The sequence below is a fragment of the Microcoleus sp. bin38.metabat.b11b12b14.051 genome (assembly GCF_013299165.1).
In the GTDB taxonomy this organism is placed as follows: Bacteria; Cyanobacteriota; Cyanobacteriia; order Cyanobacteriales; family Microcoleaceae; genus Microcoleus.
On sequence record NZ_JAAFKD010000014.1, the window covers coordinates 99,317 to 120,265 of the forward strand.

21 protein-coding genes, 1 tRNA gene and 1 riboswitch are annotated in these 20,949 nt (G+C 46.2%); of the genes, 7 read left to right on the forward strand and 15 right to left on the reverse strand.

Going from position 1 to position 20,949, the window contains the following annotated elements:
* Positions 1–155: 155 nt before the first annotated feature.
* A tRNA-His gene (locus QZW47_RS16465) sits at positions 156–228 on the reverse strand.
* A 629-nt stretch (positions 229–857) separates the two neighbouring features.
* On the opposite strand from QZW47_RS16465, the gene QZW47_RS16470 reads away from it, so the two are divergent.
* The 3 genes from QZW47_RS16470 (at position 858) to cobA (ending at position 4,246) form a co-directional block, all read left to right on the forward strand.
* Positions 858–2,375 carry a serine/threonine-protein kinase gene (locus QZW47_RS16470; protein WP_293128684.1) on the forward strand — a complete coding sequence of 506 codons (1,518 nt, stop codon included), beginning with the start codon at positions 858–860 and terminating at the stop codon, positions 2,373–2,375.
* A gap of 279 nt (positions 2,376–2,654) precedes the next feature.
* On the forward strand, positions 2,655–3,431 hold the full coding sequence (locus tag QZW47_RS16475; protein ID WP_366930888.1) for a sirohydrochlorin chelatase: 777 nt from the start codon (positions 2,655–2,657) through the stop codon (positions 3,429–3,431).
* Positions 3,428–4,246 carry a uroporphyrinogen-III C-methyltransferase gene (gene cobA / locus QZW47_RS16480; RefSeq protein WP_293128686.1) on the forward strand — a complete coding sequence of 273 codons (819 nt, stop codon included), beginning with the start codon at positions 3,428–3,430 and terminating at the stop codon, positions 4,244–4,246. Before QZW47_RS16475 ends, cobA begins: the two co-directional genes overlap by 4 nt.
* Positions 4,247–4,611: 365 nt before the next feature.
* Here cobA and QZW47_RS16485 read toward each other — a convergent pair whose 3' ends face one another.
* The 8 genes from QZW47_RS16485 to QZW47_RS16520 all read right to left on the reverse strand — a co-directional run bounded on the left by QZW47_RS16485 (position 4,612) and on the right by QZW47_RS16520 (position 10,739).
* Entirely contained in the window at positions 4,612–6,864 is a 2,253-nt protein-coding gene (locus QZW47_RS16485; RefSeq protein ID WP_293128688.1) for a transglycosylase domain-containing protein, read from the reverse strand.
* A 511-nt stretch (positions 6,865–7,375) separates the two neighbouring features.
* Complete coding sequence (locus QZW47_RS16490; RefSeq protein ID WP_293128690.1) at positions 7,376–7,963, reverse strand: Uma2 family endonuclease; 588 nt, start codon at positions 7,961–7,963, stop codon at positions 7,376–7,378.
* Positions 7,964–8,612: 649 nt separating this feature from the next.
* A complete protein-coding gene (locus QZW47_RS16495) occupies positions 8,613–8,735 on the reverse strand; it encodes a photosystem II reaction center protein J (RefSeq protein ID WP_293128692.1) in 123 nt (40 codons plus the stop codon).
* Between the two features lie 70 nt (positions 8,736–8,805).
* The gene (locus tag QZW47_RS16500; RefSeq protein WP_106146846.1) at positions 8,806–8,928 is read right to left on the reverse strand and encodes a photosystem II reaction center protein L; all 123 of its coding nucleotides are present in this window, start codon (positions 8,926–8,928) and stop codon (positions 8,806–8,808) included.
* Between the two features lie 9 nt (positions 8,929–8,937).
* Positions 8,938–9,075: a cytochrome b559 subunit beta gene (psbF, locus tag QZW47_RS16505; protein WP_006635504.1), complete on the reverse strand. Its 138-nt coding sequence runs from the start codon at positions 9,073–9,075 to the stop codon at positions 8,938–8,940.
* Between the two features lie 20 nt (positions 9,076–9,095).
* Positions 9,096–9,344: a cytochrome b559 subunit alpha gene (psbE, locus tag QZW47_RS16510; RefSeq protein WP_293128707.1), complete on the reverse strand. Its 249-nt coding sequence runs from the start codon at positions 9,342–9,344 to the stop codon at positions 9,096–9,098.
* A gap of 56 nt (positions 9,345–9,400) precedes the next feature.
* Positions 9,401–10,417: a photosynthesis system II assembly factor Ycf48 gene (locus QZW47_RS16515; protein ID WP_293128709.1), complete on the reverse strand. Its 1,017-nt coding sequence runs from the start codon at positions 10,415–10,417 to the stop codon at positions 9,401–9,403.
* Positions 10,404–10,739, reverse strand: coding sequence for a rubredoxin (locus tag QZW47_RS16520; protein WP_293128711.1), 336 nt, complete (start codon positions 10,737–10,739; stop codon positions 10,404–10,406). The genes QZW47_RS16515 and QZW47_RS16520 overlap by 14 nt, the downstream gene beginning before the upstream one ends.
* 161 nt (positions 10,740–10,900) lie before the next feature.
* On the opposite strand from QZW47_RS16520, the gene ndhC reads away from it, so the two are divergent.
* From ndhC to QZW47_RS16535, 3 genes are read left to right on the forward strand one after another with little or no spacing between them, the layout of a single operon-like run.
* Positions 10,901–11,263 (forward strand): photosynthetic/respiratory NAD(P)H-quinone oxidoreductase subunit C, encoded by a 363-nt coding sequence (gene ndhC, locus QZW47_RS16525; RefSeq protein WP_006635500.1) that lies wholly within the window; start codon positions 10,901–10,903, stop codon positions 11,261–11,263.
* Positions 11,254–11,979 carry a photosynthetic/respiratory NAD(P)H-quinone oxidoreductase subunit K gene (gene ndhK / locus QZW47_RS16530; RefSeq protein WP_293128716.1) on the forward strand — a complete coding sequence of 242 codons (726 nt, stop codon included), beginning with the start codon at positions 11,254–11,256 and terminating at the stop codon, positions 11,977–11,979. The genes ndhC and ndhK overlap by 10 nt, the downstream gene beginning before the upstream one ends.
* Positions 11,972–12,475, forward strand: a complete 504-nt coding sequence (locus QZW47_RS16535) for an NAD(P)H-quinone oxidoreductase subunit J (RefSeq protein WP_293128718.1) — start codon at positions 11,972–11,974, stop codon at positions 12,473–12,475. Before ndhK ends, QZW47_RS16535 begins: the two co-directional genes overlap by 8 nt.
* A gap of 787 nt (positions 12,476–13,262) precedes the next feature.
* Here the strand turns inward: QZW47_RS16535 and QZW47_RS16540 are convergent.
* The 6 genes from QZW47_RS16540 to QZW47_RS16565 form a co-directional block, all read right to left on the reverse strand.
* Positions 13,263–14,051, reverse strand: coding sequence for a universal stress protein (locus QZW47_RS16540; RefSeq protein ID WP_293128720.1), 789 nt, complete (start codon positions 14,049–14,051; stop codon positions 13,263–13,265).
* Positions 14,052–14,097: 46 nt separating this feature from the next.
* Complete coding sequence (locus QZW47_RS16545) at positions 14,098–14,940, reverse strand: nitrate ABC transporter ATP-binding protein (RefSeq protein WP_293128722.1); 843 nt, start codon at positions 14,938–14,940, stop codon at positions 14,098–14,100.
* A 154-nt stretch (positions 14,941–15,094) separates the two neighbouring features.
* Complete coding sequence (locus QZW47_RS16550; protein WP_293128724.1) at positions 15,095–16,522, reverse strand: ABC transporter substrate-binding protein; 1,428 nt, start codon at positions 16,520–16,522, stop codon at positions 15,095–15,097.
* A gap of 214 nt (positions 16,523–16,736) precedes the next feature.
* The gene (ntrB, locus tag QZW47_RS16555) at positions 16,737–17,585 is read right to left on the reverse strand and encodes a nitrate ABC transporter permease (protein WP_293128726.1); all 849 of its coding nucleotides are present in this window, start codon (positions 17,583–17,585) and stop codon (positions 16,737–16,739) included.
* 99 nt (positions 17,586–17,684) lie between these two features.
* Positions 17,685–17,916, reverse strand: a riboswitch (cyclic di-AMP (ydaO/yuaA leader).
* 40 nt (positions 17,917–17,956) lie between these two features.
* Entirely contained in the window at positions 17,957–18,085 is a 129-nt protein-coding gene (locus tag QZW47_RS16560) for a hypothetical protein (RefSeq protein ID WP_293128728.1), read from the reverse strand.
* Positions 18,082–19,419, reverse strand: coding sequence for an ArsB/NhaD family transporter (locus tag QZW47_RS16565; RefSeq protein ID WP_293128730.1), 1,338 nt, complete (start codon positions 19,417–19,419; stop codon positions 18,082–18,084). Before QZW47_RS16565 ends, QZW47_RS16560 begins: the two co-directional genes overlap by 4 nt.
* A 242-nt stretch (positions 19,420–19,661) precedes the next feature.
* On the opposite strand from QZW47_RS16565, the gene QZW47_RS16570 reads away from it, so the two are divergent.
* Complete coding sequence (locus QZW47_RS16570) at positions 19,662–20,912, forward strand: HAMP domain-containing sensor histidine kinase (protein WP_366930889.1); 1,251 nt, start codon at positions 19,662–19,664, stop codon at positions 20,910–20,912.
* Positions 20,913–20,949: the final 37 nt, after the last annotated feature.

Here is a 20,949-nt window from a genome sequence, read left to right on the forward strand (position 1 = left end):
ACCCGCCTCCGCGGGTTGAAGACGAAGACGATAAAAATCTTGTCACCTTCTTCAGTCCGCGGAGGCGGACATTGTTTGTGTAGACGCGGTTTCAACCGCCGTCGCGGAGGCGATGCACCCAACGGGCGTCTGTGTTTGCACAATCAAATTAAAAGGGCGAATGATGGGAATTGAACCCACGAATGGTGGTACCACAAACCACTGCCTTAACCACTTGGCTACACTCGCCATAACGTTTCTAACTATAGCACTATATTCCAGCACAAGTCTAGGGGTAAAGCAAAAATATTTTTCAGCCTCCCTGAACCAGACCGATCGCTTGCGCTTCAAATTCCCAATACAGCGTGAGTTTAGCACAATAGTCGGTTTGGGCGATCGTCTTCGTTGGCCTAGCCTCCGGCGGGCTTCGCCAACAGCAATAATTCCGCGCCCCAGAAAACCGGGGGGTTAAAACCGCTTCTTGTCAAACACTCACGCGGACTTCCCGGGTTGAAGACCAGGCGGTTAAAATAACATTATCTTCTTTAGAGACCGCAGGCGAGTGGAAATCGTTTGTATAGAACCCATTTGAGATCTATTCTGCGTAAATCTCAGAAACCGGGTTTCTCTCGGTATTTCTCGTGACCAACCCAAAAACTCGTAGAAACCCGGTTTCTTGCCCCGGGCGTAAATCTCAGAAACCGGGTTAATCTAGGTATTTCTCGTCACCCAACCCAAAAACTCAAAGATGTCAAATGGGTTCTATAGACGCGGTTTCAACCGCCATCTGCATCTGCATGAATTCCGTCTTCCTTCTCCTCTTGTTCCTTAGTACCCTAGCGCCTTCGCGGTTCGTTTAAAAAAAATCCCAAATCAATATGAGTTACTGCGTAAATCCAGAATGTCAAAAACCCGAAAACCCCAACACCGCAGAACTTTGCTTAAACTGTGGCTTTAATCTGTTATTGAGACAGCGGTATCGCCCAATTCAAGTCTTAGGTAAAGGCGGATTCGGCAAAACTTTCCTTGCCATTGATGAAGACATTCCATCACAACCACGCTGCGCTGTCAAGCAATTTTATTTTCATGACCGCGATCCCGAAATCTTCAAGAAAGCTGTTGAATTATTCCACCAAGAAGCAGTCCGTTTAGACGAATTGGGAAAACACCCGCAAATTCCCACATTATTAGCAGCTTTTGAACAAGAAAGTCATATTTATTTAGTTCAAGAGTTTATAGATGGGCCGACTCTCAAGCAAGAATTAGACCAGAGTGTCTGCGATGAAAATCAAATTTGGCAACTGCTGCAAGACCTATTACCCGTGCTGCAATTCATCCACGACAAGCGCGTCATTCACCGCGATGTCAAACCGGAAAATATTATCCGCCGCCTGTCCGACAACAAACTCGTATTAATCGATTTTGGCATTGCCAAATTGCTGACTGATTCAGCTTTACTCCGTTCAGCAACCCTCATCGGAAGTCAAGATTATGTCGCCCCCGAACAAATGCGCGGTAAAGTATTTCCTGCTAGCGACCTTTACAGTTTAGGTGTTACTTGCATTCGCCTGATGACGCAGGTTCCGCCGTTGGATATGTATGATTATAAAACCGAGCGCTGGTACTGGCGAGAGTTTCTCCCCAAAGGTACGACTATTAGGGCCGATTTAGGTGAAATTTTAGATAAATTGCTGCACACTCATCTTGCTCAGCGCTACAGTTTTGCCGAGGAAGTTTTGCAAGATATTAAGGCAGTTTTAGATGTGCGCGATCCTGATTCTGTTTCGCAAGAAAATCCGATAGTTCTTAATCTCATTGATACCAAAATAATTTCTTATTTAAAAGTGCTTCCAGCTACTGAGTATCCAGTTTTAGCACCGAAATTAGTCGCCAATTACGCAGAAACTGTTTCCTCATCTGCGATTTCAGATTTTGATTTTACCATGATTTCAGCAGCGGGAGTTGATTATACCAAACTGCGGTATTTTTTGTCAACAAAAAAGTGGAAAGAAGCCGATCGCGAAACTTGGGCTGTAATGTGTCAGTGTCTGTCGCTGACACCGGGAACTCAGCTAGAAGTCAGCCAAATTTATAAGTTACCATGCGAAGATTTGCAAACAGTCGATCGCCTGTGGCTGCACTACAGTCAAGGTCGGTTTGGCTTCAGCGTCCAAAAGCAAATCTACGAAAGTGTCAAGGGAGATTATGTCAGATTTTGCGATCGGGTAAACTGGCCAACATACAATTCAACTACCAGTCCAGGAAAAGTTAAATTTACTCAGCAAGCACCAATCGGACACCTCCCATATCGCAGTTGGGTAGGCGGCATTCAGTGGCTGCGGCACCTCGATGCCCTGTCAGCAAAATTAACCGAATGCGACAAGAATTGTAGTTGAAATTGCTAGAAAACCGGGCGGTTAGTTGAAGAAGACAAGGCGGTTAGAAACCGCGTCTACACAAACACTCACGCGCCTCCGCGGGTTGAAGAAGACAGGGCGGTTAGAAACCGCGTCTACACAAACACTCACGCGCCTCCGCGGGTTGAATACCGGGCGGTTTCAACCGCACGTCTGATCTTATCTTCAGTCCGCGGAGGCGGACATCGTTTGTGTAGACGCGGTTTCAACCGCCGTCTAATCTGCCTGATCTCACGCACCCTCTGGTGTTATAATTATTTGAAATCATCATCGAACATAAACATCACATCCATATTGAAATTGCGATCGACCTATTTATTAGTTTCCCACGGCAGCCGCGACCCCAGACCCCAACTAGGTTTGGAAAATCTAAGTCAACTGCTGTCTCAAAAATTGCCTGACTCGTTCTCCGCAGTAGCCACCGCTACCCTAGAACTCGGCCCCGCGCCACTCCACGAACAAATTAGCAATTTTGGGGAACATACCCTTTCCCTCGGACTGACAGAATTGCAAATTCTCCCTGTATTTCTATTACCGGGAGTTCATGTCGCCGACGACATCCCGACAGAGGTGGAAATTGCCCAAAAAACTTTTGGTTCCAAACTAAAAATAGAAGTGCGCCCGCATTTAGGTACTCAAGCAGCAGGCTTAACAAACTTGCTAAAAACTCAGATGCAAGCAGTAGCTTTTCTCCCCAATTTGTTATCGCCAAAATGGATTTTACTATCCCACGGTAGCCGCCGCCCCGGAGGTAACTCGACAGTTGAAGAAATCGCCAGCCAACTCAGTGCAGAGACAGCTTATTGGTCGGTAAAGCCGAGTTTGTCAGAACAAATCGACAATTTAGTTCGCGGTGGACAGCAGCAAATAGGAATTGTGCCATACTTCTTGTTTAATGGAGGAATTACAGATGCGATCGCCAAAAATGTCGATCAGCTACAGCAGCAATTTCCCACAGCAGAGCTTCATCTCGCAAATCCTCTAGGCGCAAGTGTAGAATTAGCAGACTTAATTCATAATTTAATTCAAAAATGAACCGCAGAGACACAGAAGACGTAAAGGAATCCAGAAAAATGTCTTTAGGTAAAGTGTATTTAGTAGGTGCAGGCCCCGGAGATCCGGGCTTGATGACTTTAAAGGGAAAAGCTCTGTTAGAGTGTGCAGATGTGGTGATTTACGACGCCTTAGTCAGCCCTCAAATTTTGGCAGTCATCAACCCCCAAGCAGAACGAATCGATGCCGGCAAACGCAAAGGGCGTCACTCGTTAATGCAGGACGAAACTACTCAGCTAATGATCGAAAAAGCTCAAGATAATGCGATCGTAGTTCGTCTCAAAGGCGGCGATCCATTTATTTTCGGGCGCGGCGGCGAAGAAATGGAAGATTTGGTCAAAGCTGGAGTTTCTGTAGAAGTTGTACCCGGTGTCACTTCTGGGATTGCGGCCCCGGCTTATGCGGGAATTCCTCTGACACATCGATCGTACAGTTCGTCAGTCACCTTTGTCACCGGCCACGAATCAGCGGGAAAATATCGGCCAGAGGTAAATTGGCAGGCGATCGCCCGTGGCTCCGAAACCATTGTAGTATACATGGGAATCCACAATTTACCTTATATAGTCGGCGAATTAACAGCAGCCGAATTGAGTGCAGAAACGCCCATAGCCTTAGTGCGCTGGGGAACGCGCCCGGAACAAGAAGAATTGATCGGCACTTTGAGTACAATTGTAGAGCAAGTTGAGGCCGCTGGATTTTCCGCACCTGCGATCGCCGTAATCGGAAATGTCGTCAATTTGCACTCAATATTGTCAGGCTGTCGGCCTGTTTCCCAGATTGTAAAATCAGCGGAATAATTGGGGCAGAATCTACGGAAGTAGTTGTAGGGTGTGTCGCCCTTGAAAAATCTCCAAACAAGACAGACAATCTCATAGCGACGCACCTGACAAACACAATTGAGCGTTCGTAGTGTGGACTTTAGTCCGCAACATACTGCGGACTAAAGTCCACACTACAAACCGTTTGTGTTATGGTAATCGACCGGATGTGATATTATACCAGTTGTCAAAAAAGTGCTACACAACAATTGTTGGTTTGTTTCCTCAACTATTATTTAAGGTGCGTCGCCATGAGATTGTCGATTTAATTTACGGATTGTTGATGGCGACACACCCTACAAAAGTGGAAAAGAAGGACTAAAGTCCTCACTACGAACCTATTTTCAACGCGCCACCTGCCGCATATATTCTCCCCACAACTGAGCAGCATTTGCACTACCTCCGCCAGTCGGAGAATTATCATCATTTCCCAACCAAACTCCTGTCACCATTTGCTCGCTGGGAATATAACCAACAAACCACAAATCTTTATTATCATTAGTTGTGCCTGTTTTTCCAGCTTCTCCCAACCCCAAAGCAGCACTGCTACCAGTACCTCCCCGGACAACTCCTTGCAGCATATCAGTCATCGTATCCGCTACCCCTTCAGAAACTAACTGCCGGTTAGCAACGCCATCTTTTTGATAATCATAAATCACCCGACAACTTTTAAAATCATTTCGATCTTTGCAGTCGCTGCTATCAATAATTCGCTTGATTACGTGGGGGCGATTCCCCAAACCCCGATTCGCTAAAACTCCGAACGCACCCGTTAATTGCAATACATTAACTTCACTTTCACCTAATACCAAACCAGGGGCAGAACGCAGGGGAGATGTAATTCCCAAACGTCTCGCCATCTCCACTACATTGTCTAAACCGACATCTTGGGCGACTCTCAAAGCAACGGGATTTTCCGACTGTGCTAAACCCCGATACATATCCGCACTACCGCTGGTTCTGGCGCAGCCGTTGTAACTTTGTCCCCCCCAGGAAAGTGGCTCGCAAGAATAAGTTTTGCTGGCTGGTATGCCGCGTTCTAGGGCGGCTGTATAGGTGAAAATCTTAAATGTAGAACCGGGCTGTCTCAATGCTTGGGTTGCCCGATTAAACTGACTTTGCAAGTAATCTACGCCCCCAACTAAAGCTAAGACTTCTCCTGTTTTAGTATTGAGAGTTACGACGGCTCCTTGAGAAAAACCTGCACTCGCTCCCGCATTTTCGACGGCATTTTTGAGGGAAGCTTCAGCTACTTTTTGCAGGCTGGGATTCAAGCCTGTTTCTACAATAAAATTCCCTTCTCTGGCTAACTGCTCCCCCAACAAAAACTCCAATTCGTCAAAGACATAATTGTAGAAATAAGGCGCGATCGTACTTTGGAGGTATTGGCGGGCTTTGGGATTGATGTCAATTCGCGATCGCCTCGCGCGATCGGCTTCTTCCTGAGAAACTGTCCCCATCGCGCGCATTCGTTCGATTACCCGATCGCGATACTGCACCGCCAACTGATAATTTTGAATCGGATTGAAACTGTTTGGCCCGGGCAAAATACCCGCCAAAGTCGCCGCCTCAGACAAACTCAAGTCCTTCGCCGACTTGGCAAAATAAAATCGAGACGCATCCTCAAAACCGTAGAGGTCAATTCCCAAAAACACTCGATTTAAATAAGTCAGCAACAGCTCATCTTTGCTGTAATAAGTCTCCAGTTTCAACGCAACCACGGCTTCCCGGAACTTGCGTCCCCCCGAATCTTGAGTACCTACATAATCTCGAAACAAACTCCTCGCTAACTGCTGCGTCAAAGTGCTGCCACCTTCGCGAATTCCTCCCCCGCGAACATTTGTCAATAGCGCCCGCAAAATCCCCAGCGGATCTACCCCTACGTGCCAGTTGTAGCGGCTGTCTTCCGAAGCCAGTACCGCCTTGGATAAATAAGGCGAAAAATCCTGCAATTTCTTTAATTCTAAGTGAGCGTTATTCTGAGGAGGACGCAGCGGAGTTTGACCGTCGCGGGCGTAAACTATCACGGGCCCATTAATGCTTCTCGGTAGAGGCCGTACTTGAAACTTAGTTGATTCAACACCAACCAAAATAGCGATTAGAGTGGTGATTCCGCTGACACCGTAAAAGCTGTAGCGCAAAAATTCTAAATACCAAGGTGGCGGATCTACGTACTGAACTCTAACGGCGGCGGCGAGTTCCGGTGGGCCTAATGTGAACACGTCTCCGTGACGCAGGGACATACTTTTAATTCGTCTTTTTCCCCTGTAAATGCCGTTTGTAGAGTCTTCGTCTTTGATTACAAAAGGTGTGCGCCGTCGAGTATCCCGTGCTAGGGATAGGTGGACGTGACTAACAACGGGGTTGCGAACTACAATATCTGAAGCTTTGGACGATCGACCTAACAAATATCGATCGCCCAATAGCGGATATACCTCAGCTTTAGCTGCACCCGCATCCTGCACCCAGAGTTCGGGTACTTTGGCATTCGGTTTCAGGGCTAGCTGGTTAAAATTAACCTTAGCAATTGTCTGGACTGCTTGGGTAATCGCACCCAAGACGGTTTGAGGTTTGCGGGGCGGCTGCGGTGGGGTCATATTTCGCTATGGACTACGATCGAGCGATCGGCTCTTGCACCATTCTACTCGCAACTTTTGGCTATTTTCACAATCCGTCCCGCACCAAGAGGCGATTTTGGGAGCAATTTTGGCAGTGGTGCGAATCCTACAGACACCAAACATCTGGCTTACAGACTCATTTATAGTCTTTCTTAAAAAGATGAGGCCGGCTTATGGTAATTGGTGATTGGTAAGAAATCACGACACTAGATGCCCAAGCCCCAGCTTTTCGGTGATTGCCAATTCCGAATTACCTTTTTCCCGATTACCCCAAACCTAACTCATATTTCTGAGAACTACGATAAGTTATATGTAAATTTCGGGTGGTGGTGGTCAACCTGAGACTTCCCCGATTCATCACCAAACATCAAATTTGTTCGATCGTCGTGAGGAATGCAAGCAATTTTCGACTAACAGCCTCAACATAAAACTCAAGTCCGCAGGATCTAACTTTACTATAGTTATGCCAAAAGACAGCTTCTCAATCATATTAAACATCATCCGGCGCCGGAAATATCCTCGATAAATCAAGACAAAAATCTGGGAAACACAGCATTCCCACCGTTTCATGCGGCAAAACAATTCTTTTCAACCTGTAACCAAACCTACCTTGATTATCTTGATACGGATCGTGATAAATTTCTAGGCAATTATCGACTAAATTCAATATCCAGTAATCCGAGATGCCATCTTCAGCATAAACCGATAATTTTTCCCTCTGAGCGTAACTCAAAGTCGCACCAGCAATCTCAACTACCAACAAAATATCCGCAGGTTCCGGTGTAGAAGCCAAATAATCATCAGCTCGATTGCGAGCAACTACCGCATCCGGCACAGTTTCGCTCTCACCATACAAAATAATCGGTTGTTGTCCCCGCACGATCGCGCGATCGCCCAAAAGTATAACTAGAGAATCAACCAAATTAGCATAGCAATCCGAGTGGAATGTTGTATTTTGTGGCAGCAGTACGATTTCTCCTCTAATCAACTCTACCCGATCGTGCGGTTCAAAAAAACCCAATTCACCCAGGCGGTGATATTCAGCGATAGTAAAGCGTTTTGCAGCAACAGCAGTCATAACTATACAAATATTTCCTACTCCTTCCTAATGCTATTCTAACGACCACCAATCCGGAGCGAGTCAAGATTCGAGCGATCGCGCAGCCCGATCCCACACGCAGCCAGCGCCCCCGCATCATCTCCAATCAAACTCAACATTAATCATGTTTCCGTCGTTTTAACCGACTTGCTGCTGCGATACTCGTTTTAAACCCGACCCCATGTCGTCCAAGTGCATTAATCTGCCAATTAATCTGCTCATTGTCGCAAATTTCCACCCCGCCCAAAAGTTAGCACTGCGATCGTTGCACCAAAATCTTATAAATTTGCTAAATAATCAACACTTTCACTCTCACAAATCCGCCTGAGGGCGATCGCGTTCTTAATTGCTGAAGCCCTTGCAGTCTATAGCCTTTCCAGCTCTCATATGAGGTATGTGTGCTAATTTGGAAAAAGGTAATTGCTTGTGCCTATTGTTCTGGTTTCTGGATGTAAAAACTCGTGATCTCAACCCGAATTCGCAGAATCTCGCCTACCTCATCCAGAGCGAGAACCGCTATATATCCTTCTTCCTTCTTCCTTCTTTCTTCTTCCTTCTTCCTTCTTTTATAATTAAAACCCCCCTTAAAAAAGGGGGGTTAGAGGCATAAAAATATGCCAAATTGTCCTTACATCGAAGAACCCAAACCGGCATAAGCGCCGTAGAAGAAAAGAGCCAAAATGCTCAGAGCACCGAGGCCTGCGACAGTAGCTACCAGCCACAATGGAATTCTGCCACTTTCACTAAACATAGCCGTCACCTCACTAATTCACAGCAAAACAAATTCGATCGAACTACAGACATCAAACTCGCGTCACCAGTTAATTAAAGAAATAACTGGAGAACAAAATACCCAGAGTAAAAATCATCAACAAACCCAAATATAGGGAAGTCCGATTTAACTCGACGGGCTGCTCGTTGGGATTGGGAACGCGCTCAGGCATTGTAAACTCCTATCGTTGAATAAATTGCATTGCTGCGATCGCGCCCAAAAAGAAAATTGTTGGGACACCTAAAGTATGAACTGCCAACCAGCGTACCGTAAAAATCGGATACGAAATCGGCTCATTGTTTGGCGTTCTGCTAGTCATTTTTCCAACTCCTTGTTAAATTACTTGGCAATGAACTGATCAACTTGTTTCTTAGCTTCAAAGCGATCCGAGATAATCGGCACTTCTTCGCGCTGCGGTGTGAAATACTGGTTGGGGCGAGGAGTTCCGAAAGCATCGTAAGCCAAACCCGTTTGCACAAACAGCCATCCAGCAACAAATAAAGCTGGAATGGTGATGCTGTGAATTACCCAATAACGGATACTTGTAATAATGTCCCCAAACGGACGTTCTCCAGTTGTACCGGCCATGTAGAATCCTCCTTTCAACAACAAATCGACAGACAATCTCTATTACTATTCTACTATCAAGCAGCTTGCGCTGAACCTTGATATTTCAGTAGAGTACCGCTGGCTCCGATAATAAATCCGCGATCGGGGCCCATAAAGACAATCCTGTAAAAATTAGCAGGAACATCTTCAACTTCGCGGTCTTTTTGCCAAGTTTTCCCGCCGTCCAAACTGCACAGCAAATTACCGCCACCACCGGCTACCCAAACTTCATTATCAGTTCGGTAAGCCATGTCTAGCAAACCCCAACTCGCCTTGCGATCGGGAAAAAACGGTTTTCCCCAACCTTCAGGATTCGACGGATCGCTAAACTGAATTTGACCGCCGCGGGCGAGCATCCACAAACGCCCGTCCTTGGTAAAGCCCATATTTTGCAGGCGGCGAGAACTGTTGCGGTTGTGGGGTTCCCAAGATTCTTGTCCTGGTTTCCACACCGAGTAGAAATTGCCTTTCGAGGATACCGCAACATACTGCCCGTCTTCTGAACGGTTGATATTGCGAACTACCCCAAAAGAATCTTGGACGATCGCTTTCCAATTTTTGCCGCCATCAGAAGTCCGGTAAATTGCTCCGACATCCGTCGTCATGTCAGCCGTATTTGGGCCAATAGCTGCGATCGTACTTGGAGAACCCGGTAACTGAGAGCTCAAAGCAATCCGCGTCCAAGATTTGCCCTCATCGTTCGTGTGGAGCAAAACCGAAGGCTGGCCGACTATCCAGCCTTCGGAACCCGAAAAACTCACCGACGAGAAACGCGACCTCGGCTCATCAATATCTAGAGCCATCGGCTTCCAGTTAGTCCCGCCGTCGGTGGTTTCAAACAAAGTCGCCTCCGAACCGACAACCCAGCCGTGGCGATCGTCATTACCCGTAAAGGCAATATCCTGCAAATTAGCGGACGTCGGCAAGGAAATCACCTGCCAGGGGTTGTAACTCACAGAACCGATCGTGCTGCAACTCGTACAGATGAGTGCAGCCGCCAATAACATTACAATTCGTTGCCAAAATCTCACAATCGTTTTACTGCAAACCATACATACTAAGTAACAACAAGAAACCAACGACCAAGCCGCCAAAAATTAGCAAACTTTTCTGACCTTCAGTCATGCCGTTCACACCGACACCGTAGCGCTGATTTGCCTTAAATCCCGAAACTCCTTCCTGCTGACCGAGGTTTTGAAACATCGGCTTGCGCGCCGCGCAAACGGGACAGACCCAAGTCATGGGCAAATCTTCAAAAGCCGTGCCCGGGGCAATATCAATTTTAGGATCGCCCTTTTTCGGATTGTAGACGTAGCCGCAGGCGCGGCACTCGTGCCGGTCAAGGGTTTTAGTCTCAGTGGCTGGATCGCTCATAGCTCCAAAAGAGTAGGTCAGCTAATCTTAAAATATACATTAAAAATTATTGCAGAAAATGTACCGTTAATCTCGATCAACTCGTAATTTTAGCTACCCAAAATCTATATAATGTAAAGACAAGTTACAGAACCCTTTCACAGAGGCAGTAATCATTCACCGTGTTTGCACTTAGCGGCTACGAGTATTTCTTAGGCTTCCTGTTAATTTCGAGCCTAGTGCCTATCCTCGCCCTCACGGCGTCTAAGGTACTGCGGCCCAAAAGTCGTCCCTACGACCGACGCACTACCTACGAATCTGGCGTCGAGCCGATCGGCGGAGCCTGGATTCAGTTCAACATCCGATATTATATGTTCGCCCTGGTCTTCGTCATCTTCGACGTAGAGACCGTCTTCCTTTACCCTTGGGCGGTTGCTTTCAACCAGCTAGGACTGTTGGCTTTCATCGAAGCCTTGTTTTTCATCACGATCCTCGTTATTGCTCTTGTCTATGCGTGGCGCAAAGGAGCCTTAGAATGGTCTTAAGTTCAGATACATCACAAAAATCCCTAATTGTCAATCCCGCAGAGCGGCCGCAAGTCACATCCGAACTATCAGAAAACGTCATCCTAACCACGGTTGATGACATCTATAACTGGGCGAGACTTTCGAGCCTGTGGCCGCTGCTGTACGGCACGGCTTGCTGCTTCATCGAGTTTGCAGCTTTGATCGGATCGCGCTTTGACTTTGACAGATTCGGCTTAGTACCGCGATCGAGCCCGCGGCAAGCCGACTTGTTAATCACCGCCGGTACAATTACCATGAAGTACGCCCCCATCTTGGTGCGGCTGTACGAACAAATGCCCGAGCCCAAATACGTCATCGCCATGGGCGCCTGCACGATCACCGGCGGAATGTTCAGCGTAGACTCCCCCACAGCAGTCAGAGGCGTTGACAAACTGATTCCCGTAGATGTCTACATCCCCGGCTGTCCTCCCCGTCCCGAAGCGATTATTGACGCAATTATCAAACTGCGTAAAAAAATCGCCAACGACTCGATGCAAGAACGTGCAAACTTGCTACCGACTCATCGCTACTACACCAGACCCCACAAAATGAAAGTAGTAGACGACATTTTGGACGGCAAATATTTGTCAATTCCCGGCCGCATAGCCCCACCCAAGGAATTGACGGAAGCCATGGGAATGCCCGTACCGCCCGCCCTGCTTTCCGTACAAAAACAGGAGGTACCACGTGGCTGAGACAGAATCTGCGATTGTTGAAGCTGGGAAGGTTTCTCAGTGGTTGACTCAGAATGGCTTTGAACACGAAGCTTTAGCGCCCGATAATTTGGGTGTAGAGATACTAAAGGTCGATCGAGAATTCCTAATTCCGATGTCAACAGCACTGTACGCCTACGGCTTCAATTATATGCAGTGCCAGTGCGCCTACGACCAAGGCCCTGGAGAATATTTAGTCAGCGTCTACCACTTGGCCAAGCTGACAGATAATGCTTCCCATCCCGAAGAAGTCCGGGTCAAAGTATTCATCCCCCGCTCCGATCCCAGAGTACCATCAGTCTACTGGATTTGGAAAGCAGCAGATTTCCAAGAACGGGAATCCTACGATATGTACGGCATTATCTACGAAGGACATCCGAATCTGAAACGGATTTTGATGAACGAAGATTGGGTAGGCTGGCCGCTGCGGAAAGATTACATTTCCCCCGACTTTTACGAATTGCAAGATGCCTATTAAGGGATTTTTGACTTCTTAGGATCGCGAATTAAATAATTTACACAAGTTTGTGGGGTGTCTCGCCCGCCCTTTCGGGACGGGCGAGACGCCCATCCCACAAGAATAAAAGTGTAAGTTATTAACTTTTCATTCCTTAGCTAAAAAAAATACAGTTGGTTTTTTTTTGCACCCACTTCCTTCGGGAGTGGGTGCATTTTTTGCGTTTTTTTATTTCAGTTGGTAGTGCGGAATTTATTCGGCAGCCCTATAGCGGACTGAAGTCCGCACTACAAACCTTACTACAAACCTTTGGTAGTGCGGTTAATCCGGACGCGATATCACAGAGTAACCGTCTCTTCCCATGGCATTTACACAAAATTTCGGAGCTTTTTAACAGACGAAGATGGTAGGGTGCGCCGCCACGAATAATCCCTAGCTACCTATCGACAATATAACAAATCCGCACCTTCTCACAACAGTATAATAAACGAACAGGAAATTTATTGTGTAGCAATCTTTTGTCAAAATGGTATAACCGTATCTTCCCATTGCATTTACACAAAAATTAGTTTCTTTCTAAGACAATACTGTTGACTTAAGACCTTCCTAGGGGTAAAATACGATTAAAAATCAACTCTGCGATTGCTTCGTTCCTCTCTTCGGACAATATTAAGTAAACCGTATTGCTTTCTAAGAAACTAAGAAATTAAGAAATAAAAAGAGTATTTAATCCGGATTTAGAAAACTACTATTATGTATTCAGTACGCCACACGCCTTACATAATAGTAGTTTTGCCTAAGTTCCCGTTTAGCGTGCAGGCATAGCTGTAGCAAACTGCAACTTGCTCAAACTTTCTTCAGGTGCCAAATCCCTCGGATAGCTGAGTTGTTCAGGAATGCCGAGCACGCAGCAGGGAAATTTTTTTCCCAGTTGCTTGACGAGCGGGTGATTGGCAGAATTGCAGCCCAAAAACAATAAATTTGCTGATTCTAATTCTACGACATTTCTCAATTCTGTGGCTACCCGGCCGATCCGCAAGTGAGCTTTAAATAAACCGCGCCATTCCTCAGCCAAACAGCGGGCTTGCCACAACAATTTATCTGCTACCTCATACTCATTGTTTCCACAAAAAATTGCTCGAAAATAAGGCGGATCGATCCAAGTTTCCCGCTGCGATACCGATTGGATTTCCGCAGCAGGCAAAGCGATCGCAGGTGCTGCACACTTCAGGGCAGATATTTCCTCTAAATCCGATGGTTTTTGCCCGATCGCCCGGGGAGTTTCTACACCCAAACTACAAGTATCTTCGTGATCACTGCTGGGCGATTCATCGAGCACGTAGACGACTTGCACCGTGACTTCTTTTGTTGTTACCAAACGAGTTTGATGCGCCATCCACATTGTAATGTCGAGAGCAGTTTGACTTTGAGGAGAGCTATTGTAACCGACAATAAAGTTGATACCTTTTGTCGTCTTTGTCAATTTTGACTTTTTAGAAATTGGTGCTTTTGGCTCCGGCAGTAACACCATTTTTTCCGTTAAGTTTTGGTATCCTAATGCACTTTCAAAACGCGCTAAAATTGTTTTGAGATTCACAGGCTTGACCTCTCTTAAGTGAACTTTTCTGTGTCTTCGTCAGGCGTTATTCGTCTTGAGTAAAGTAGCGATCGAGAAAATTCAAAGCGTAGTTGCGGAGTTCGTAATATTCCTGAGATTCCCGCAACTCTTGGCGATCGCGCGGATGGGCAAACGGTACTGCCAAAATCTCGCCGATTGTCGCCGCCGGGCCATTTGTCATCAACACAATGCGATCGGACATATAGATTGCCTCGTCCACATCGTGGGTAATCATCATTGCAGCTTGTCTGTGCTTTTCCCAAATATCCAGCACCTGCTTTTGCAACTTGCCGCGAGTCAGAGCATCCAGGGCTCCAAACGGTTCGTCCATTAATAACATCTTCGGGCGAAGTGCGAGAGCTCGCGCAATCCCAACCCGCTGTTTCATGCCCCCTGAAATTTGATCGGGATATTTATCTGCTGCTGCTGTTAAGTTTACCATTGCTAGGTGTTCGTTGACAAGGCTAACTTTCTCCGGGCGGTTGAGATTTTGCAAAACTTCATCAACTGCCAGCCGAATATTTTCCCGCACCGTTAACCAAGGCAGCAATCCGTAGTGCTGGAATACCATCATGCGATCGGCTCCCGGTTTGCGAATTTCCTTGCCTTCGAGGGTCACGATTCCAGCAGTTTGTTGCTCCAAACCTGCTACTATTTTCAGCAGCGTCGATTTGCCACATCCCGAGTGACCGATTACTGAAATAAATTCGTTTTCCCCAATACTTAAGTTGATATTTTCCAAAACGCTAAATCCACTACCATCAGCGGTTTTGTACGACTTGGACAAGTTATTTATTTCCAGAAATCCGGTAAATTTACTGTTAACTTTGTCGTTGGTTGCGTTAGATGTAGAAGTAAATTGAGTCATGCTATTCTCCTGAAAAATAGTAAAGTGTTAATTTAATTGAACTGCGACTGCTTAAATCCTCAAATTTCGTCCGGCGGTGGAAACCGACTTTAGCTACTCGCTGTGAGACTTAAGTCTCTGGCGGCATATTAGGAAAAGCCAAAGCAGTCAAACATTAAGACTGAAAAAAAGATTGAGGGCGATCGGCTCGAATTTCAAAACTCTTCAAATAACCCACCGGATCGCTGGGATCGAATGCTTTTTTGTCAATAAAAACTTCCGCAGGTTCAATCTTATAATCTTCCTTGGGACAATCGATCGCCATTTCGGCAACAATCTTACGATAAAGGTCGGTTCTCCAAGCTTTCTTAGCTAATTCATCGGCATTTTTCGGCACCTCCTTAATGTGTCCCCAGCGGGCGGCTTGAGTCATCAACCAAATACTATGAGACTGCCACAAAAAGGTTGAATGATTTCCCGGTATCTGAGGCAAGTTCTTCGGAATATCAAAGAAAATAGTTGTATCTTCCGATGTTATGGTGCGGTCTTTTTCATCAAACCCACCATAATTATATTCCCCAACTATTCCCGGCTTCGTAAATTTGTCGATCGCCCCTTTTTTCGGTTTTGCCCCCGTAAACGATCGCTCCGTCAGCAGTGCTGCTATTTCACTGCGATTTTCCGGCTTGCTGCAAAACTGACAAGCTTCCACCATCGCCTTAACCAGCGAGTAATAAGTCTTCGGGTTTTCGTCAATGAATGATTGCATGACTCCCAAAACGCGATCGGGATGTCCCAACCAAACTTCCTTGCCTTGCGCGAAGGTAAAACCCACTCCCAAATTGCCTGTAATTGCCCGCGTATTCCAAGGTTCAGCTACCATGTAAGCCTGCATCGCACCAATTCTCATGTTCGTCACCATCTGCGGCGGCGGCACAATAATTACCCGAAATTCTTTGAACGGATCGATACCCGCAGCCGCCGATATATAGCGGACAAAGTATTCGTAAATCGCCGAACTCAAGACAACTGCCCAAACCTTGTTTTCCGGTGGTTGACTGTCAAAAAAGGCGCGAAATTGTTTGCCAAATTCTTCAAAATTGCCGTTGTATTCATGCCACGGGCGCAAACCGAAATCCCACATCGCTTTGTTCATCGTCATCCCGTTACCGTGGCGGTGGATTGTCATGGCCGCGCACAGGGGTGCGTGGCGCGCTCCTTCGGCCCCAATGCGGGCGTTGGTGACGGCACCGGATACGACTGGCGAGGCGTCGAGGCGCCCGAAAATCAGGCCGTCGCGGGAGGTTGCCCAGCTTGCTTCGCGGTTGAGTTTGACGTTTAAGCCGTATTTACGGAAAAATCCTTTCTTCCAGGCGATCGCAAATGGTGCACAATCGTTAACGGGTACGTATCCTATGGTGAGATTGGGTTTTTCTAAGGTTTGGGAATTGACGATCGGCTGCACAGCTTCGGCTTCTTCAGTGAGTCCTTTTGCCGATCGATCCGCGTTTATTCCACAACCCGATAAAGCCATTCCCGCCGCCGCCGCCCCCATTCCTTGCAAAAACTCTCGGCGCTTCCATTCATTAAATGTGTTATTCATATTTAATTCTCAATCCCTAATCTCTAAATGTCCGCGAGCGAAAGCCATGAGGTTTTAGCTAATAGACTTCTTGCATAAATGTTTGATTGATATGTCAACCGCAGATGTCTGGCAGATAAACACAGATAAACGCAGATAATTTCAAGATTGGAAAGCGACTTTTACAAGAAGTCTAATGACTAATGACTGCTGACTGATGACTCTTGATTCTTGACTAATGACTCTCGATCGATCGATGCGTTACCAATTCCTGAATTTTGCCAACTGCCCAATCCAGCAGCAATCCAGTTAAACCAATTACAAACACCGCTAAAAATACCGAACTTAGATTTAAACGGCTCCACTCATCCCACACAAAAAAGCCAATTCCTACACCACCAGTCAGCATTTCCACTGCCACAATCACCAGCCAAGCAATCCCCAAACTAATCCGCAAACCAGTAAAAATGTAGGGCAAACTCGCAGGCAAAATTATCTTGGTAATCCGTCTCCAGCGCGGCATTTCCAATACTCGCGCCACATCCAGATAATCCTTGGAAACGCTAGAGACTCCTAAAGCTGTGTTGATAATTGTCGGCCACAAAGACGTAATAAATATGACAAAAATTGCTGACGGTTCTGCTAAATTAAAGATTGATAGAGCGATCGGCAGCCAAGCCAGCGGCGACACCGGTTTAAAGATTTGAATCAGCGGGTTGAGCGCCATCATCGCCGGTTTCGACATCCCGATCAGAAATCCCAGGGGAATCGCCACAACTGCGCCCAACCCAAATCCTAGCAACACCCGTCGCAAACTCGCCAGCAGCAGCCAACCAATGCCTAAATCTCCGGGCCCGCGCTGGTAAAATGGATGCAATATGTAATCTAAATTAGCGATTAATGCTTGATATGGAGTGGGAATTAAATCGCTTTTGAAGCTGGCAACAATCCACCACAAACCAAATATCCCCAAAAAACCTAACGCCGGCAGCAATACATTATCTCTAATAATAACGGGTTTTGCTCGTTTCCATGCTGCTTGTCCGGCAACGGCGATCGCAGCTAAATTAAGTTGTACTGACATTTAATTCTCCTTCAGAGTCAGGGCAGGTACAAGAATCTTGAACAATACCAACCTGAGACACTGACGAAGCCAAACCATCTTATTCAGAAAGTTGGCTTTTCAGTCTCTTCTCAATGCCTGCGAAGTTAGCTGACGGGCTAGGACTGAGAGATGTCCTTCTCTAAAGACTTCAAAGTTAATAATTACGCTCAATTTTTAACTTGGGCAATTTTTAACTTTACTTGTTAATTCTGTAGAGATTCGCCCCGAAAATTGGTTCCTCCGCTCCAGCCACGCGCTAGGAAAGTGCAACTTGTGCGATCGCGCACTGCTGGATTAGGCTTGACTTTATCAGCCAATTTTACTTAACGTATCACGAGCCTCTAATCATGTCAATACTTCTTTAGGAGTAGAGATTGGCGATCGGGATACTTTAGTATTAGCAACCACCTTTTCTTCCTTCTTCCCTCTTCCTTCTTCCCTCTTCCTTCTTCCCTCTTCCTTCTTCCTTCTTGCTTCAAACCAAAAACCGAATAGTTACATAAACAGCCGCAGCAACCAATTGCAAAGCCATCACCGGAAGCCCGTAACGCAGAAAAGTTTGAAAAGAAATCCGGCGCCCGTGCAGCTCAGAAATTCCCGCAGCCACAATATTAGAAGAAGCTCCTACCAAAGTGCCATTTCCGCCTAAAGTTGCTCCGTACATCATCGCATAAAACAGCGGTAGTACAGTCGGTGGAAACTGCCCTGCAAAATCTGGATCTAGCACTTGGGCTGGTGCGAGCCCGACATTCACAACATATTGTTTGAGCAGCGGTACCATCGCCACCACCAGCGGAATATTTGGCACTACACTCGACATCAAGCCCACAAAAAACAACAGAGTCAAAGAACCCAAAAAGATATTTTTACCTAAAATAGCTGCTAAAAATCCCGACATCCCAGCGATGACTCCGGTTTTTTCTAGACCACCAATCAGCACAAATATCGACATGAAAAATAGCAGCGTACTCCAATCTAAATCCCGCAAAATATTGGTGACAGAATCTATTTTGGAATGGTGAGCCAAGAGCATTGATAAAGCTGCTCCCAATAAAGCAACGGCTGCCGGTGAAATTGGGACTGGCAACGACTCTCCCACTACAAAAAATGTCAGCACGAAAGTGATAATTAAGCCGCCCACCACTAAGATTCGCGGGTGATTGATTTTTGGGTGCGGCAAATTTTCCAAATTATCTAATTCTTTGTGCCAGATTTCGGGGAACATCCAAGGCAGCATAACTAAGATGACTCCTACGGCAATTGCCCCACCTAAACTTAACTTTAACAGGTAATCTGCAAAGCTCATGTTAATCGCATCGCCGACTATGAATGTCGCCGGATCTCCCACGATTGTCAGCAAACCTGAACTGTTAGCAACAAATACCATTAAAATCAGCAGCGGCACAAAATCTACACCGACTTCTTGTGCCATTGGCGGAATTAACGGTGCTAGCAGCATGACTGTAGTGGCATTTGGCAAAACTGCACAAATCGGGGTAGTAATTGCGACAATTCCCAGTAGGAGATTTTTGCCTTTGCCTTTAGCTAATAGCACCATTTGAGTTGCTAAGTAATCGAATACTTTGGTAGGCTCAAATGCTCTCACCATAACCATGACTCCGAAAAATAAGCCTAGGGTTCCATGACTACGACTGATATATTCGATCGCATCCTTTAACGTCATCACGTGGGTGAAAACCAGAATCAGGGCTCCCAGAAATGCCGCAACAGTTAGGTGTATCCATTCTGTAATTACTAAAAAAATTACACCGATAAATGTTGCAGCAGCGATCGCAGCTTGCACGTTTTCCATTTAGTCCCCTGACAATATTAAAACTTAAAAATTTAAAACTCTCGGTTTGATGGATTCTACTATTTTATGGCTATTCTGTCAATAAGTTTAAGTGCTCTTTTTGGTAGCAGAAAGCTGAAATGCAGTCAGAGAGAGAGTTGTGTCACAGGGTTAAAATCACGTTAAAACTATTTCTTTTAGCAGGGGCTCGATGGCCGGAAGTTTGGTATGGCGGTCGGGCGATCGCTCCACTACAATGAAGCATGGGCAATATCTGCCAACTTCACCCCCACGCAGGCATTATGGACTACAGCCAACTGCTCGCCGACAAAACTGACACTATCCTCAAAAACTGGATTGAAGCAGTACGCTTGGATCGGAAAATTGAAACCGCTGACACCCTACCGCACTCTGCGATCGAAAATCACATCCCTCGCCTGCTGGAGGCGATGGCCACAGTGCTTTCCCAATATCAAAATAGTGAAATTGGTATCATTATTAAAGCCAGTTTAGAACATGGCTTCCTCAGAGCAGAACAAGGCTACGATCCCGCAGAAGTAGCGCGGGAATACCATTTATTACGTCAAGTGATATTTGCCAACTTAGAAGTAGAATTGCTAGCAGGAACAACAACAGAAGTAGTCAGAGCTTTTAGGCTCATAGATTCGGTAGTAGATGAAGCTATTGCTCAGTGTTTTAACAGTTATGTTTCCCAGCGATTGAGCGAACTGCAAAAAATTAAAAGTCAGTTAAAACTCACGAATCAAGAACTAAATCGGCTAGTCTGTGCTAACCAAGAAAATCTCTCCTATTTTGCTCACGAACTCAAAACACCTCTCAACTCAATCATCGGTTATTCAGAGCTATTTTTGCGAAAAGGAAAGGCGCAATCCCAAATCAAAGATACCCTTCCCGGCATCGAACAAATCGAGCGAGTATTGCGTAACGGCCGACAATTACTGCGCCTGATTAACGACGCCCTCGAACTTTCCCGCGCCGATGCCGGAAAAATTCAACTTCAACTGAGACGAACTAATGTACAATCTATAATTAATACAGTAGTAGAAGTGATGCAGCCAATGGCTGATGCTAAGGGATTAAAGCTCGCTGTTACAACTGACTGCTGCCCTACAGAAGTAATCTCCGACGGACAGCGCCTGCAACAAATTGTCACCAACCTGCTGAGCAATGCCATTCGCTACACAGAATCTGGTAGGATTGAATTAAGTTGCTACCAAGCTGGAGAAGCAAATTGGGCGATCGCCATTACAGATACCGGCATCGGCATTGCCCCCGAAGATACCAACCGCATCTTTGACCCCTTCTTTCAAGCCGGAGCAGAAACAGGCAAACAGCACTTTCCCCCCGACAGCACCGGCCTAGGATTAGCCATAGTATCGCGGCTCGTTACACTGCTGCAAGGCAAAATCGAGCTAGAATCAGAAATCGGAGTCGGCTCAACTTTTACCGTGATTCTCCCCTTAGAAGTTAAAATACTTCAAGCCGTAAGCTAAACATTAAGTTCAAATTCTAAGATCCGAAATTCCGAAA